Here is a 14,123-nt window from a genome sequence, read left to right on the forward strand (position 1 = left end):
AAAAGGATCATTTTATGAAATATCGAGAACTGGGACGAACCGTAATAAAAGTCAGTGAAATTGGAATCGGAGGCGAAGGCTTTGAGAATCGCAGTTTTGAGCATTGTGAGGCCCTGGTCGATTGTGCCCTGGAAAGCGGCATCAACTTTATCGATCTTTACAATTCCAACCCCGATGTCTGAAGCAATCTTGGTAAGGCACTGAGCAAGTATCCCAGAGATGCGTTTGTGATCGAAGGTCATCTCTGTTCGGTATGGGATGATGGACAGTATCGCCGCAGCAGAAATATCAATGAGGTCAAAGAAGCACAAAATTAAAAATAAAATATGAAGTTAGAAAGGTGAAAACATGAACAATAAGAAGATTTTAGTAGCATATTTTTCAGCAAGTGGTGTGACCGCGAATGTCGCAAAGACACTTGCTCAGGCAGCACAGGCGGATATTTTCGAAATAAAACCAAAAGTACCCTATACAAGTGCAGATTTAGACTGGATGGATAAAAAAGCACGCAGTACCATCGAGATGCAAGATAAAATGTCCAGACCGGCTATTGCAGAGAAATTATCGAATATGGAAGATTATGACGTGATATTTTTAGGCTTTCCAATCTGGTGGCACGTTGCGCCAACCATTATTAATACATTCCTGGAGGAATATGATGTTGCAAGAAAGACCATTGTTCTTTTTGCAACATCAGGTAGCAGTGGCTTTGGAAAGACCGTCGCTAATCTCAAAGGCAGCTGTGCTGATTCAACAAATATCAGTGAAGGAAAGCTTCTGAATGGTAGAATTTCAAAAGAAGAACTAACTCCCTGGGTAGAGAGATTTTAGGAAATATTCAGAAGCGAGAAAAAAAGTCAAAGTCTTGAAGAATGAATATTAAAAGCAAACCCCGCTAATATCACCAGGATTTGGTGATATTAGCGGGGTTAAAAATTTCGTTGTAGAATCAAGTTGAATTAGTTAATAATAGTTTAATATGATCAGTAGAAAAACTCAATCGATGATTTATGAAGAATGAAAAAACTCAAAAGATGAGAATCTACTTTAAAGAAGGAGGAATACAATGGAAATAAATGATTTTCTATCACACTTGACCCGTGGTGAAACGGTTGTGGGCGGTTCTGAAGTGCATCAAATGATGCATGAACTATCCCAAGAGGCATTGAAAGTGACTGCTGAAATCAATGGTTCCTACCATACCCCGGAAGAAATACGGGTCTTGTTTTCCCGCTTGATAGGTAAACCGGTTGATGAAACCTTTGCCATGTTTCCACCTTTTTATACCGATTGCGGAAAAAACATCCAGGTGGGGAAAAATGTTTTTATCAATTCCGGATGCCAGCTTCAGGATCAGGGCGGGATTACCATCGGTGATGGTGCTCTGATCGGACATAATGTGGTGCTGGCCACCCTAAATCATGACATTGATCCGGACAGACGCTGCGATATGCATCCGGCTTCCATTATAATCGGTAAAAACGTTTGGATTGGGGCCAACGTGACGGTTGTTCCGGGCGTCGCCATTGGCGATGGTGCGGTTATTGCCGCCGGTGCTGTTGTCACCAAAAATGTGCCGCCAAATGTCATTGTCGGCGGTGTCCCGGCAAAAATCATCAATAGAATTGAACCTGATCAGAAATAAATTGCGAAATCGCAAAGAAAAATTGGAGGTAAAACAGGATATCCTGACATTTTTACATCATTATAATCGACCACGAATATTGAGAGCAGTCTCTTGATTTGTGTTTTTTTATGAGAGTAAAAAAAATTCAATATTTTACTTGACCTGAAGTTGACTTAAGGGTTTATAGTGGATTCATCGATAAAAATATTGATTGATAGGAGAAAAAAATGAAAGTAACCGTAATAACTGGAAGTCCTCATAAAAAGGGAACATCGGCTTTGTTGGCAGATAAATTGATTGAAGGGGCTAAAGAAGCAGGACATGACGTGTTCAGATTTGATGCCGCTTTTGAAAATGTCAAACCATGTCTGGCTTGTGAGTATTGTTCAAGCCATGATGGAGAATGTGTGCACAAGGATTCCATGAGTGACTTTAGTCACCAATTGGTGGAAGCAGAACTGATTGTATTTGTGACCCCGCTTTACTATTTTGGCATGTCAGCCCAGATCAAAGCGGTGATTGACCGATTCCACGCCAGCAATGCAAAAATTGCCGGGAGTAAAAAGGCGATGCTTTTAGCGGCGTCCTATGGTGCAGACGATTGGACGATGACGGCCTTGGAAAAAATGTATGAATCGACGCTGCGTTTTCTAAACTGGGAAGATGCCGGAAAGTTGCTGGCAACTGGATGTCCAGTACGAGAAATGCTTGAACAAACCGATTTTCCCCAAAAAGCCTACGAAATGGGTAAAGCATTAAAATAAAGTTTAGGAGATGAAATTATGCCAGTAATCACATTAGAAGCAGGAATATTGAATGCTGATCAAAAAAGACAATTGGTTAAGGAATTCACCAATACAGCATCAAAAGTGATGAATGTACCGGAGCAGGCATTCATTGTACTGTTGAAAGAAAATGAATTAGACAATATCGGATTTGGCGGAGCACTTCTGTCCGACCAAAAAGCATAGAAAGAAGAGGAGACACGATTATGCAAAACTTTGATTTTTACAATCCCACTCATATTATATTTGGTAAGGACAGACTTGCTAGTATTAACGAGAATATTCCTGTAAATGCAACAGTCTTAATCACCTATGGTGGTGGAAGTGCTAAGAGAAGCGGTCTGATCGACAAAATCAAGATGGTTCTTGGCAATCGAAAGATTTATGAATTTGGCGGGATCGAGCCAAATCCAAAATACGAAACGATAGTGAAAGCGGTTGAAGTTGTTAAGAATGAGCAAGTTGATTTTTTACTGGCTGTTGGTGGCGGGTCAGTTATCGATGGCACGAAGTTTATTGCGGCAGCATCGAAGTTCGATGGCGATTCCCGAGAAATACTAAAAGGTGGATATGCCCCCCTTCCCGTGGAAGAAGTTGTTCCATTTGGCACCGTGCTAACGTTGCCTGCCACAGGGTCTGAAATGAATCCCACGGCTGTCATTAGTTATGAACATGCTAAATACTTCTTCTCCAGTCCATTGCTTTTTCCGAAGTTTTCAGTTGTCGATCCGACGATTACGTTTACCCTGCCTCAAAAACAGGTTGCCAACGGGGTGGTCGATGCATTTATCCATGTTACCGAGCAGTATCTAACTTTTCCCGTTGATGGCAGAGTGCAGGATCGCATGGCTGAGGGAATATTGCAGACGTTGATTGAAATCGGGGGAACCTCTGTATCTGAACCTGAAAACTATGATGCCCGTGCAAACCATGTGTGGAGTGCTACGATGGCGTTAAATGGTCTGATTGGCTGCGGTGTGCCACAGGATTGGTCAACCCATTTTATTGGTCATGAGTTGACAGCGATGTTCGGGATCGATCATGGGCAGACTTTAGCAATTATCCTGCCTTCGTTATTGGCGGTAAGACGCGAACAAAAACGAGCAAAACTGTTGCAGTATGCAGAACGAGTGTGGCATATTGATACGGGAAGCGAAGACGAAAAAATTGATCTGGCAATTCAGAAAACACGGGGATTTTTTGAAAGTCTTGGTGTAAAGACGCATTTGTCTGAGTATGGTATTGGAGCTGATAAAATACCAGCGATTGTGGAACAACTAAAGGCGCATGGCATGACGGCCATCTCAGAAACCGGTGACCTGACGCTGGAGATTAGCCAGAAGATTCTTGAAAGTTCAATTTAAGGTCTGAAAAAGTTATATACTTCAGTAATACTATATTTTTAAAATAAAATATCTTTACATGAGTCAGAACCAGAGCGAGAGAAAGGAGCGATTACTGATGACGATTAAAGAAGCAGCCGAAATAACCGGGATTAGTATTGATAACTTACGGTATTATGAACGAATTGGCTTATTTCCTGAAGTGCCAAGAACCGCCTCTGGGATGAGAGATTATGATGAGATGTCATTAAACTGGATTGATTTTGCGATGCGTTTTAAAAGAGGCGGGATGTCATTAGAAGCGATTCGCGAATATATTCAATTGGCTTTACAGGGAGAATCCACGAAGCCAGCCAGAAAAGAGATTTTACTGGACGCAAAAAAAGATCAGGAAAAAAAGATGGCTGAAATTCAGGAGAGCCTGGATGTCATTAACTATAAATTGGATACTTATGAGCAAAAATGCGAACCAATCACGATCGAGATGGTAAATGCCTGGAAAGAGAATCAACGCTTATTAAAAGATGAAAAATAATGGTTTGGAGAACGGGAAATTCTCATTTTTTTAAGTAAATCTGACTAGATGATATAGGTGCAGTAAAAAAAACAAAAATTCGCTTACAAAAAATTTTCATTTCGCATATAATAATGCTATTGAAATTTTTAGCGCGTATAATTGTTCAGCGTGAGATCATTTATTTGGTCTCACGCTTATTTTTTGCCGCCAGTTTTTTTAAAAGAACCAGCAATTGTTCTTTTTCATCCGGGGAGTAAACCGAGAAGCATTCTTTTAAGTCCTGAAGATGGGATGGAAAGATTGCTTCAACCCGGCTGCGGCCTTTTTCCGTAATGGCAATCAGAGCAGAACGCCGGTCTTTGGGATTGACATAGCGGCTGACAAACTGTTCCTTTTCGAGATTGTTGATGACAACCGTCATATTGCCACTGGTCGAAAGAAGTCTTTCAATGATTTCGGTAATGGTCATATCACCCTTATGATACAAGGCTTCAAGGACGCCAAATTGAGTAATCGTCAAGCCGCTGTCTTTTAAAATAGTTGCTGATCGTCGTTGGAGTGATTGCGTTGTCCGGCTCATGGCGATTAGCAGGGCAAGATCAAGTTTATCTTCTTGGTTATAAAGCATCGGCACACCGTTATATCGTGTTTTTGTCGGAGATCAAATAACTGGTCATGGACATCGAACCCAAGGTGCGAGAATCATTAAATATCGTAATGTTGTCATCATCACCGGCAGCGCCCAGTACATATAAAAGGGGATAAAAGTGATCAGGAGTGAAGAAGGCCAGCTTTGATGATTCCCCGGCGGAGTGGTAATTGATGACATCCTGATAGCGATGGTTTAAAATGCACTCTTTAATATAGGCATCAAACTCGTCAGCCCATGAATAACCACTGCTGAGTTCCCAATTTACGCGGGACAGATTGTGGACGATGTTTCCGCTGCCGAAAATGAGAACACCCTGATCTCGCAGTGATTGGAGTTCCTGGCCGATCTGATAATGGGTTGCCGCCGCGGCACTGAGATCAATACTGAGCTGAAACACAGGAATTTCGGCGGTCGGATACATGCGATGCAGCACCGACCAGGTACCATGGTCAAGTCCCCAGGTATTGTCAACCGTGACAGCTCGGGTAATCAGATTTTTTGTGAAATGAGCCAGCTCGGGAGCACCGGGTGCGTCATAGACAACCTGGTAAAGTTCGTCCGGAAAGCCATACATGTCATAGATCATTTCGGGTTTATCCGAATCGTTTACTTTTGTTCCGTTTGTGTACCAATGGGCCGAAATGGACAGAATTGCCTTGGGAGTTGGTATTTTTGCAGTAAGTTCCTCCCAGCCGCGGGTAAATTCATTGTTATCAATGGCATTCATCGGAGAGCCATGGCCGACAAACAGGACCGGCATTTTTTCATTCATGTTCGTTCACTCCTCTACTTTTAAGTGATTTCAATCATTTGATATGATTGAAATTGGTTGTTACCAGGATTATATCACTAACTAGTGATATAATCAATGATCACCAAATGTCTTTAAGTTTTATCTCAGAATAAACACCCACTAGCTTAAATAAGATAACTTAAGCTGGCGGGTTTAAATCAGAAAATCATTCAGCTTTTCCCGGCGGTTTGATAGCTTTTGAGAATCGCTTCATTAATCGAAAGACCATGGGAAAGTTCTTCCTTGAAACGGTTAAACAGCAGAATATGGTAATCCGTGCCGATGCCGAACAACACCAGAATGATAAACATCTGGGTGAAACTGGTCACCGAAAAATTAAACTGGTTGACCAGAATGTTCGTAAGTCGTTATTGAGAATAATAATTCTGATTTTGTATTCGTTTTTGGAGCACTCCTGTTGTGATGTGATGATTTGCAGGATGTAAAAAAAGCTCTGGACAATGGCGACATGGCCATTTTACTGAGATTGTGAGACTCCGACAAAAGTTTTTATGGCATTTCCAGTCTAAATTGTAAATGATTACTTCTGGGGTGGTGTTAAAAGTTCTAAAAAGGTGTATAATACAATAAAGACATATAATAAGCGGAGGTGTATTTATGAATATGTTACAGTTAGAACGAATGAAAAATGACAACGGTTTTATTGCGGCACTGGATCAAAGCGGTGGCAGCACACCTAAAGCACTTGCAATTTATGGAATCCCCAAAGAAGCCTATACTGATGACACGGAGATGTTTCAATTGGTTCACGACATGCGATCAAGGATTATGGAAAGCCCGGTTTTTACCAAAGAAAGAATTCTTGCTGCGATCCTGTTTGAAAAAACAATGGATTCAAAAGTGGATGGAAAATACAGCGCAGATTATCTTTGGGTAACGAAAGGAATCTTACCCATTTTAAAAGTGGACAAGGGGTTACTGGATTTAGAGAATGGTGTTCAATTAATGAAACCGATTCCAAATATTGATGATTTGCTGAGTCGCGCTAAGGAACGTCATATATTTGGTACTAAAATGCGTTCGGTCATAAAAGAAGCGAATAAAATCGGCATAAAAGCAATTATTGATCAACAGTTTGAAATTGGCAAAGCCATCGCAGCGGCTGGTTTTGTTCCTATTTTAGAGCCGGAAATCGATATTCATATGCCAGATAAAGCAGCGGCGGAAGTAATTCTCAAACAAGAAATTCTAGAATATCTGAAAACATTGGATACCAACTGTCTAGTGATGTTTAAACTTACCCTACCAGAAGTTGATAATTTCTATGAGGAGATCATGAAGCAGCCAAACGTGGTAAGAACAGTTGCATTATCGGGAGGATATTCCAGAAAAGAGTCAAATGAAAAACTGGCAAGGAATCCTAAACTGATTGCAAGTTTCTCAAGAGCATTAACCGAAGGGCTAAATGTTAACCAAAGTGAAGAAGAATTCAACAACATGCTGGATGAATCGATCCAATCGATTTATGATGCATCAATTAAATAAAAAAGCAAATTAAAAAGTAGGATTGATAGCTTAACATAGCCGTGTCTGCGCGTTCAGCGAAAAAAGGTTGATCAGCCATTTTGCGGTGATAAAGTAATTTACAAGGACTGAGCCCTGTACAATACAGCACTCAGTCCTTGCTGGTTGCTTTTTTTTATTTTCGGTCTTCTTTGCCAGAAAGGTTGCATTTAAAATCAAAATGATATAATATTAAACTTATTTAAAATTGGAAGATAACAAAGTTTAAAGTTTGAATTTGCAAAAGAACGGAGAATAAATATGATCGATTTTAAAAAATTAGCGTTGGCAATGGGCGAACTGGAAGATGAAAAAGTGGTGAAAATTTTACAGGAATTCATAGCTTCCAATCCCACGGAACAGGAAGCCATGGAAGTATTGGAAGTCTGTCAGGCAGCCATGAGTACGGTGGGTGAGAATTATGAAAAAGGTGAATATTTTGTCGCTGACCTGATTTTCGCCGGTAATTTATTAACTTATGTAATCGATTTATTAAAACCGATCATGTGCAGTTATGAAACTGAAGTTACAGGAAAAATTTTAATCGGGACTGTGCATGGTGATTTGCATGACATCGGAAAAAATATTTTTATCGGCCTGGCAAAGACCGTAGGCTTTGAGCTCTATGATCTGGGCATTGACGTTTCGATTGAGACCTTTGTCGAAAAGGCCCAGGAAATTCAACCGGATATTATCGGTTTAAGCGGTATCCTGACTGCGGCGATCGATTCCATGAAAAAAACGGTGGATGGGCTGAAGGAGGCTGGCATCAAATCTAAAATCATTATCGGAGGAATCCCGGTTACGAAAAAAGCCTGTGCTTATATCGGTGCCGATGCCTTTACCAATAATGCGGCTGAAGGGGTCAAAATCTGTCAGGAATGGATCTGCGGAGACAATTAGATACAATAATATTTTAAAAAAGTTAGATTAATTCGAATATTCGGAAATAGATATGATCGTTACACGCGTATTTAAAAATGGCTGGTTGATATTGGAAAATGAGAAAGAATGAGAAAATGAGTAGGAGAAATGATCTTGAATGAAAAGAAAAAACTGCTGCTGATTGTCGGGATTGTTGTGCTGGTGACTCTGGCTTTAATGCTGTGGTCGCCCAAACAGCCCGGGATAATGACCGTTAAGCCAAACATTGCAACAACCGAAGATCCAAATAATCCAACTCTGAATGACACGGTTACAACCATCAGCCTGACCTTCACCGAAAAGATTGATCCGACGACCATTGCCGATGCGGTTAAACTTTATCGGATCGACGGTAACGGAAATGCGGTGGAAGAACCGAGCGTCATCAAAATGGATGCGGCTGATCCAACGGTCGTTGATATCAACAATAAAGCAATGACTGCCTTGACCCAGGGGGAAGAATATCAAATTTCCATCAGCCGTGATTTGAAAGCCAAATCCGGTTCAAGTCTGGCCGGTGATTTTGCCGGATATTTTGCCACAAATTATCAATTGAACCTCGCTGGAAATAAAGATCTGAATAACGAGCGAACCCAAATTGTTGTGATCAGTGATATCCATCTGGGGATCGACGATCGGTATACTGAGACGCTGGCAAACAGACAGCCTCTGGTTGATTATCTTAATCAAGTGAAGGCATCACCCAATGTAAAAGAACTGGTGATTGCCGGGGATTTCCTTGATTTCTGGATGCTTCCCATGGATTATATGATGCCGGATTCCCAGTCTGCATTTTATGATGCAGTGGCGGCAAACAATCAAACCGTGGTTGACGCTATCAATGCGATCATTCAGAGCGGTGAAATCAAAGTCACCTATATCCCGGGGAACCATGATCTGCTGGCAACCGATGCCGATATCGCGCGGATTTTCCCCGGCATCAACCAGGCCCGGGACAGCATGCAGGGGCTGGGTTCCTACGTTACCGGAACCAATTCAGAAATTGTCATTGAACATGGACATCGGTATGATTTGTACTCGGCCCCGGACCCCATATCAAACCGAGAAATTACCCAAAATGGCACCTCGATTCTGCCGCCGGCTTACTTCTATGCCCGGATCGGATCATCGGCAGTTGCTGAAGGATATCCCAAAACAACCAACACCTTCCCGGATTTAAAAGTGGATAAAAACGATGCCAACCAGCTGAATATTTATCGCTATGCTCAGGTATGGAAAGCCCTGCTGTCCGCCATACCGATTAAAGAAAGCTACGCCGATCCCGTCATCAAAACAAATGTTGACGGGTATACTCAGACCTACGCCGTTGATGATCTGTTGCCCCACCAGAATGATGATGGCACCTTGGCGATGAATCTGTATAAAGACATCCAGAACACCTGGGACGAACGCCAGACCATCAACGGGGTGAAGGTGAACATTCCGGTTGCGGATGCGGTTGCCAAATCAGCGGACAGTGCCTTTATCGATTCCCAGGCTCAGGCCCAGATTTTTGATACAGATCCAACCAAACGCATTGTGGTCTTTGGACATACCCATCATGCCCGGATCGCCCCGATGACGAATCCGGCCGGTCAGAAAACCATCTATGCCAATAGCGGCACCTGGATTGATCATGCACCCAGGAATCCATCGATGACCTTTGTGGTGATTTCGCCTCAAAAAGCGGATTCCGCCATTGAAATCGTGAATCTCTATCAGTATGCGAAGGACCAAACCATTACCCAATGGGCGAATGGACAGGCGATCACCAATCCCTAAGCAGATGTAAACAAGGGCAATTTAAAAGGACCGAGCTCTGTACAATACAGAACTCAGTCCTTGAGGATTGCTTTTATTTTTTAGGGATGCATTATTTAATGATGGTATCGCCAAAATCATTCATTGTCCAGAAATAACTGGCTAACAGAAGCATGTCAAATGCGGTTGTTTTTCTTTTGCCTTGTCTTTTTTTATCTGCCGCAGCTGCTTTTATTTTTTGATGATTTGTAATTATTTTTTTCTGAAGTGAACGGACGCCTTTTTCAATGACAAGCGATTGGGATTGACTGTTCTTAGATAAATTTTTCATTATCGTTCTCCTTTGATATTTCTTGCAGACACAACGCTGTGAATGCAACATCACTTTTATTGAGTGAATCAGGAATTGTTTGATGACTCGAATCGTTTCAAAAATTCCCGATGCAATGCTGAAGTGATTTAATAATTAAAGAATAACCGATCAATGTGAACACAATGTCAACGGAATGTGAAAATTAAGAAAATTAAGGATAAAAATAAATGGTGCAGTTTGAATTAATAGAGCATCATCATTCGTATATTTACATGATTGGCATCGTTGACATACTGTTTATGATTTCCGGATTAACCATGCCGAAGATCATGGCAATATGTGCGGTTACAAGGAAGCCTGAAATAAGAATAAAATGGATCTTCATTTTTTCTTCTTTCGTTTTACCTTTAAATAGGATGCCAAGTTCCGTTAAGGCAATTGGAAGAAGAAATATTACGCCCAACAAATAAAATCCGACTGCGACAACATCGACCCAGGTATGCCATTGACCGGTCGTGGTTATGGGAATAACGGCGGCAATAAATAAGTAAATAAAAATTCCTGTAAAATACAGTCCGGCAAAGATGCCAACGGCTTTGTTGAAGGTCCTTAATCTTCCTGTTTCTAACCGATTAAAGATGATAAAGAATTCTGAAATCGTCAGTGTTTCTGCGCAAATTACCGGAATCGCCATGAAGATTAATAAATTCCATGGTTGGTTGCTTGTCAATAATGACATGTAATGGGTCATATCCATAGTGTTTTTCCTCCTAAAATTTAATTTCTATGCCTATAATACAGACTAATTATGTAGGAATTATGGAGATCCTCTAACTTTATTGAAAATTTAGAAAGAATTTTATACTGACGGTGCAAAACTCAACTCAACTTAATATATTTTTTGTGGGGGGGTTGTTTTTTTCAGTCATTCTAGTAATATTATAACTATATTAGTCAGAAAGGAGCTTTGAATGTATCAGAACTTTTATAAATTAGACAGAGAAAAGCAAAAACGAATCATTAATTCGTCCCTGCATGTATTTTCTATAAATGATTTTAAGCATGCATCAACCGATGATATTGCAGCCAAAGCGAAAATTTCAAAAGGCTCTTTGTTTCAATATTTCAAGAACAAACAGTCCTTATATATTTTCGTATATGACTACGCTTTAAAAGTTCTTGAAAAAAAAGCAAACGAAAATTTTAATTTTGAAGAAACCGATTATTTTGAGATCCTATGCCAGAGTCAAAAACAAAAGATGGCTCTTTTAGAGCAATATCCTTATTCATATCAGTTCGTGATAAAGGCCAGTTCAGAGAAAATACCTGAAATTGTAAAATTAGTTGCAGATGTTAATCAAAAAAAAGAAGCAGAAATGGTAATTAATATCTTTGAAAACATTGATTATAGCAAGTTCAAAGACGGAACGGATATCGAAAAAGTGACAAAAATGATTTGCTGGTGTTCAGAAGGAATTTGGAAGGAAGGCATTCATAATCATTTAAATGTGAGTGAAATGTATGAACAGTTACTTGAGGTTTATGATTTTTATAAAAGGTCGGTGTACAAGGAAGAATATTTGTGCTGAACAATGCAGATATAGTATTTTTATTACTATTTTAGGAGACTGCCATTATGATATTTAAAGAATTTGGAAACAAGAATAATAAAGTGATCATTCTTATACATGGATACGGCATATCTTGGAGAATGTGGAATCCTCAAATAGATGTTTTCAGTCAAGATTATTTTGTTATTGTTCCTGTCTTGAACGGGCATGACACAGAAAATGATTCGACATTTACGACGGTTGAAAAAGCGGCTGCGGATATAATCGATTATGTAATACAAGTATATGAGAAACATGTATTCGCAATTTGCGGAGCATCGCTTGGGGCTACAATTGTGGTTGACATACTTGCACAAAATCGGCTTGAAGTTGATAAGGCAATTGTTGATGCAGGGCCTATCGTTCCAATGAATCAATACTTGTTGGATTTATCTGTGAATTATCGAATAAGGCAAGCTCATAGCATGAAAAAAGGAAGCAGGCTTTTGAAATATTTTTTAAGTCGCACCTTTTATCCCCAGGAAATGGTTGATGATGTTTTTAACATTGGTGCAAACATGACAGATGAAAGCTGCAGAAATGCACATTTATCGGTTTTTAGATATTCACTTCCAAATTCAATTGCTGACACTAAAACAGCTATAACATATTGGTATGGTTCCAAGGAGGCCTGGCTTGGGAAAAAATACGCAAAATGTATTTTATCAATATTACCGAGTGTTAAGATCAAAGTTTTCAAGGGATTTGACCACGGGGAATTGTGTATAGGAAATCCGGATTTATATATAAAAGAAGTGACAGAATTTTTAACTACATAACCTCCCCGCACACTATTCACCTACAGCGTAATATGCTGTGGGATTTTTTTTTGCTTTAAAAAAGACATGGAGTTTTCACTGCGTTTAGAAGTTTTTTTTGTGGTGAGGAAGGGCTAAGGTATCGTAGCCGGGACAAACTAACATCCACGCGTTATATTTTACCATGAATTATTTGCAGAAATTCGATATAACAAACAGACGGTGAAAAGTGAAATTGAATAGTAATAAATTTTTGTTGATATAACATTAAAAATACTATAAAATACAAAAAAAGTATTAATTCTTTGTTGACGCATAAATGTTTGATTCTATCCCTAATTAAATCCAAATAAGGAGAAATCATTATGAATGATGAAGAAAAAGTAACGGGAAAAATTGAATCAGTTCAAGGCAATGACGAATTGCCAGCAGAAGAAATGGATTCAAAAAATCAAAAAACAAGCGAAAAAAGTTTGGCGGAAGAAATACCCCCTCATCCAAAAGGTAAAAAGAAATTAATAATCATTTTAGGAATCACTGGTGGTATATTAATTCTTGCCGTCCTGGCTTTCTTCCTTGTCAATCAGTTTAACACGTCAAATTCGAATCAGAATTCAGATGATAAAACAATTGAGAATACCACGGATAAAGAAGAATTAAAAAAGTTGTATGATGAACTCATTAGTTCCTATGTCGCATCAGGAAAATCCGAAGCTGAAATACTTGCATTATTGGAAAAAGCGGCTAAAAAAACAGGGGATCAAAGCTACATTACCGAAGAAGAAAATTATGTTGTTAAGAATCCAAGTTTCAATCTGGCTCCCGGAGCCTATCAGGGAACACAGAGTTTGGAAATTGTTAAAGGTAATGCTACTGATAAACTATTCTATACACTGGATGGCAACGTCCCGGAAAAAACCTCGACGGAATATACAAGCCCCATCAGTCTCTCCATCGGTGAAACGACAGTTAAAGTGATTGAAGTCAATTCCAAAGATGTGTGCAGCTCGGTATTAGCAGGCAATTACATCCTTACCAGCCTTGAAAGAAACGTTACCACAGAAGAATTGATCAACAGAATATCTGGAGTCTGGTACAAAGAAGACACCGGCAGCGCACTGCAAATATCCCAAACAACTTTCCGTGAATACATACCAAAGCCCCTATCTACAGCCGGTGGAGATTTTGTTGTTGTGAGTACAACTGAAAATGGTGGAACTATTAAAATAAGTGATTTTACGGTTGATGGCAATAATCAGGGGGATATGCTCGTCGACGTTGACCTTGGAGCGCAAGGGGATAATAAATTCAGTTTCCGATATGAAGGCAGAGACTGGCGGGAATTTACTGCCGCTGACTATCTCGGCGGCAACCAATATCGTTTGCCCTTCACATTTGCCGGATCCGATATTATGACAATGAACTAGTTTTGAATTGACTGCCCCAAAATAATAATAGCCGTGCAAATAATAGTCGATTAGTCTAAAAATTTAAAATTGTTTAAAAAGTCTTCCTG

Annotated in this window: 18 protein-coding genes; 13 read left to right on the plus strand and 5 right to left on the minus strand. The window is 39.9% G+C overall.

What is annotated here, in order from left to right; all coding sequences use genetic code 11:
- The first annotated feature begins 14 nt into the window (after nt 1-14).
- The 7 genes from FZC40_RS17365 (at nt 15) to FZC40_RS05300 (ending at nt 4,290) form a co-directional block, all read left to right on the plus strand.
- A complete protein-coding gene (locus FZC40_RS17365) occupies nt 15-182 on the plus strand; it encodes an aldo-keto reductase family protein (RefSeq protein WP_243135756.1) in 168 nt (55 codons plus the stop codon).
- A gap of 166 nt (nt 183-348) precedes the next feature.
- Nucleotides 349-831, plus strand: coding sequence for a flavodoxin (locus FZC40_RS05275; RefSeq protein WP_148602876.1), 483 nt, complete (start codon nt 349-351; stop codon nt 829-831).
- 235 nt (nt 832-1,066) lie between these two features.
- Nucleotides 1,067-1,645 carry a DapH/DapD/GlmU-related protein gene (locus tag FZC40_RS05280; RefSeq protein WP_148602877.1) on the plus strand — a complete coding sequence of 193 codons (579 nt, stop codon included), beginning with the start codon at nt 1,067-1,069 and terminating at the stop codon, nt 1,643-1,645.
- Between the two features lie 209 nt (nt 1,646-1,854).
- Nucleotides 1,855-2,391 (plus strand): flavodoxin family protein, encoded by a 537-nt coding sequence (locus tag FZC40_RS05285; RefSeq protein WP_148602878.1) that lies wholly within the window; start codon nt 1,855-1,857, stop codon nt 2,389-2,391.
- Nucleotides 2,392-2,409: 18 nt separating this feature from the next.
- Nucleotides 2,410-2,598 carry a 4-oxalocrotonate tautomerase DmpI gene (gene dmpI / locus FZC40_RS05290; RefSeq protein ID WP_148602879.1) on the plus strand — a complete coding sequence of 63 codons (189 nt, stop codon included), beginning with the start codon at nt 2,410-2,412 and terminating at the stop codon, nt 2,596-2,598.
- A gap of 20 nt (nt 2,599-2,618) precedes the next feature.
- Nucleotides 2,619-3,776: an iron-containing alcohol dehydrogenase gene (locus tag FZC40_RS05295; RefSeq protein ID WP_148602880.1), complete on the plus strand. Its 1,158-nt coding sequence runs from the start codon at nt 2,619-2,621 to the stop codon at nt 3,774-3,776.
- Nucleotides 3,777-3,873: 97 nt separating this feature from the next.
- A complete protein-coding gene (locus FZC40_RS05300; protein ID WP_148602881.1) occupies nt 3,874-4,290 on the plus strand; it encodes a MerR family transcriptional regulator in 417 nt (138 codons plus the stop codon).
- 160 nt (nt 4,291-4,450) lie between these two features.
- Here the strand turns inward: FZC40_RS05300 and FZC40_RS05305 are convergent, their stop codons facing one another.
- The 3 genes from FZC40_RS05305 to FZC40_RS05315 form a co-directional block, all read right to left on the minus strand.
- Nucleotides 4,451-4,900 carry a MarR family winged helix-turn-helix transcriptional regulator gene (locus tag FZC40_RS05305; protein ID WP_148602882.1) on the minus strand — a complete coding sequence of 150 codons (450 nt, stop codon included), beginning with the start codon at nt 4,898-4,900 and terminating at the stop codon, nt 4,451-4,453.
- A 10-nt stretch (nt 4,901-4,910) separates the two neighbouring features.
- The gene (gene ygiD, locus FZC40_RS05310; RefSeq protein WP_148602883.1) at nt 4,911-5,696 is read right to left on the minus strand and encodes a 4,5-DOPA-extradiol-dioxygenase; all 786 of its coding nucleotides are present in this window, start codon (nt 5,694-5,696) and stop codon (nt 4,911-4,913) included.
- Between the two features lie 191 nt (nt 5,697-5,887).
- The gene (locus FZC40_RS05315) at nt 5,888-6,073 is read right to left on the minus strand and encodes an MMPL family transporter (protein ID WP_317134845.1); all 186 of its coding nucleotides are present in this window, start codon (nt 6,071-6,073) and stop codon (nt 5,888-5,890) included.
- 262 nt (nt 6,074-6,335) lie between these two features.
- Between FZC40_RS05315 and FZC40_RS05320 the strand changes: the two genes are divergently transcribed.
- The 3 genes from FZC40_RS05320 (at nt 6,336) to FZC40_RS05330 (ending at nt 9,947) form a co-directional block, all read left to right on the plus strand.
- Nucleotides 6,336-7,223 (plus strand): fructose bisphosphate aldolase, encoded by an 888-nt coding sequence (locus tag FZC40_RS05320; RefSeq protein WP_148602884.1) that lies wholly within the window; start codon nt 6,336-6,338, stop codon nt 7,221-7,223.
- A 279-nt stretch (nt 7,224-7,502) separates the two neighbouring features.
- A complete protein-coding gene (locus tag FZC40_RS05325; RefSeq protein ID WP_148602885.1) occupies nt 7,503-8,144 on the plus strand; it encodes a cobalamin B12-binding domain-containing protein in 642 nt (213 codons plus the stop codon).
- A gap of 135 nt (nt 8,145-8,279) precedes the next feature.
- On the plus strand, nt 8,280-9,947 hold the full coding sequence (locus tag FZC40_RS05330; RefSeq protein ID WP_186843655.1) for a metallophosphoesterase: 1,668 nt from the start codon (nt 8,280-8,282) through the stop codon (nt 9,945-9,947).
- A gap of 91 nt (nt 9,948-10,038) precedes the next feature.
- Here the strand turns inward: FZC40_RS05330 and FZC40_RS05335 are convergent, their stop codons facing one another.
- Nucleotides 10,039-10,257 (minus strand): hypothetical protein, encoded by a 219-nt coding sequence (locus tag FZC40_RS05335; RefSeq protein WP_148602887.1) that lies wholly within the window; start codon nt 10,255-10,257, stop codon nt 10,039-10,041.
- Between the two features lie 250 nt (nt 10,258-10,507).
- Complete coding sequence (locus FZC40_RS05340; RefSeq protein WP_148602888.1) at nt 10,508-10,996, minus strand: DUF6803 family protein; 489 nt, start codon at nt 10,994-10,996, stop codon at nt 10,508-10,510.
- Nucleotides 10,997-11,210: 214 nt separating this feature from the next.
- Between FZC40_RS05340 and FZC40_RS05345 the strand changes: the two genes are divergently transcribed.
- The 3 genes from FZC40_RS05345 to FZC40_RS05355 all read left to right on the plus strand — a co-directional run bounded on the left by FZC40_RS05345 (nt 11,211) and on the right by FZC40_RS05355 (nt 14,034).
- Nucleotides 11,211-11,828 (plus strand): TetR/AcrR family transcriptional regulator, encoded by a 618-nt coding sequence (locus FZC40_RS05345; protein WP_148602889.1) that lies wholly within the window; start codon nt 11,211-11,213, stop codon nt 11,826-11,828.
- A 47-nt stretch (nt 11,829-11,875) separates the two neighbouring features.
- Nucleotides 11,876-12,628, plus strand: coding sequence for an alpha/beta fold hydrolase (locus FZC40_RS05350; protein WP_148602890.1), 753 nt, complete (start codon nt 11,876-11,878; stop codon nt 12,626-12,628).
- A 344-nt stretch (nt 12,629-12,972) separates the two neighbouring features.
- Entirely contained in the window at nt 12,973-14,034 is a 1,062-nt protein-coding gene (locus FZC40_RS05355; protein WP_148602891.1) for a chitobiase/beta-hexosaminidase C-terminal domain-containing protein, read from the plus strand.
- Nucleotides 14,035-14,123: the final 89 nt, after the last annotated feature.

The sequence above is a fragment of the Acetobacterium tundrae genome (genome assembly GCF_008086615.1).
GTDB classification, from domain to species: domain Bacteria; phylum Bacillota; class Clostridia; order Eubacteriales; family Eubacteriaceae; genus Acetobacterium; species Acetobacterium tundrae.

What these genes read in the sequence shown, in the direction of transcription:
- FZC40_RS17365 (WP_243135756.1), top strand. Translation starts at nt 15, where the DNA reads ATGAAATATCGAGAACTGGGACGAACCGTAATAAAAGTCAGTGAAATT.
- FZC40_RS05275 (WP_148602876.1), top strand. Translation starts at nt 349, where the DNA reads ATGAACAATAAGAAGATTTTAGTAGCATATTTTTCAGCAAGTGGTGTG.
- FZC40_RS05280 (WP_148602877.1), top strand. Translation starts at nt 1,067, where the DNA reads ATGGAAATAAATGATTTTCTATCACACTTGACCCGTGGTGAAACGGTT.
- FZC40_RS05285 (WP_148602878.1), top strand. Translation starts at nt 1,855, where the DNA reads ATGAAAGTAACCGTAATAACTGGAAGTCCTCATAAAAAGGGAACATCG.
- dmpI (WP_148602879.1), top strand. Translation starts at nt 2,410, where the DNA reads ATGCCAGTAATCACATTAGAAGCAGGAATATTGAATGCTGATCAAAAA.
- FZC40_RS05295 (WP_148602880.1), top strand. Translation starts at nt 2,619, where the DNA reads ATGCAAAACTTTGATTTTTACAATCCCACTCATATTATATTTGGTAAG.
- FZC40_RS05300 (WP_148602881.1), top strand. Translation starts at nt 3,874, where the DNA reads ATGACGATTAAAGAAGCAGCCGAAATAACCGGGATTAGTATTGATAAC.
- FZC40_RS05305 (WP_148602882.1), bottom strand. Translation starts at nt 4,900, where the DNA reads ATGCTTTATAACCAAGAAGATAAACTTGATCTTGCCCTGCTAATCGCC.
- ygiD (WP_148602883.1), bottom strand. Translation starts at nt 5,696, where the DNA reads ATGAATGAAAAAATGCCGGTCCTGTTTGTCGGCCATGGCTCTCCGATG.
- FZC40_RS05320 (WP_148602884.1), top strand. Translation starts at nt 6,336, where the DNA reads ATGAATATGTTACAGTTAGAACGAATGAAAAATGACAACGGTTTTATT.
- FZC40_RS05325 (WP_148602885.1), top strand. Translation starts at nt 7,503, where the DNA reads ATGATCGATTTTAAAAAATTAGCGTTGGCAATGGGCGAACTGGAAGAT.
- FZC40_RS05335 (WP_148602887.1), bottom strand. Translation starts at nt 10,257, where the DNA reads ATGAAAAATTTATCTAAGAACAGTCAATCCCAATCGCTTGTCATTGAA.
- FZC40_RS05340 (WP_148602888.1), bottom strand. Translation starts at nt 10,996, where the DNA reads ATGGATATGACCCATTACATGTCATTATTGACAAGCAACCAACCATGG.
- FZC40_RS05345 (WP_148602889.1), top strand. Translation starts at nt 11,211, where the DNA reads ATGTATCAGAACTTTTATAAATTAGACAGAGAAAAGCAAAAACGAATC.
- FZC40_RS05350 (WP_148602890.1), top strand. Translation starts at nt 11,876, where the DNA reads ATGATATTTAAAGAATTTGGAAACAAGAATAATAAAGTGATCATTCTT.
- FZC40_RS05355 (WP_148602891.1), top strand. Translation starts at nt 12,973, where the DNA reads ATGAATGATGAAGAAAAAGTAACGGGAAAAATTGAATCAGTTCAAGGC.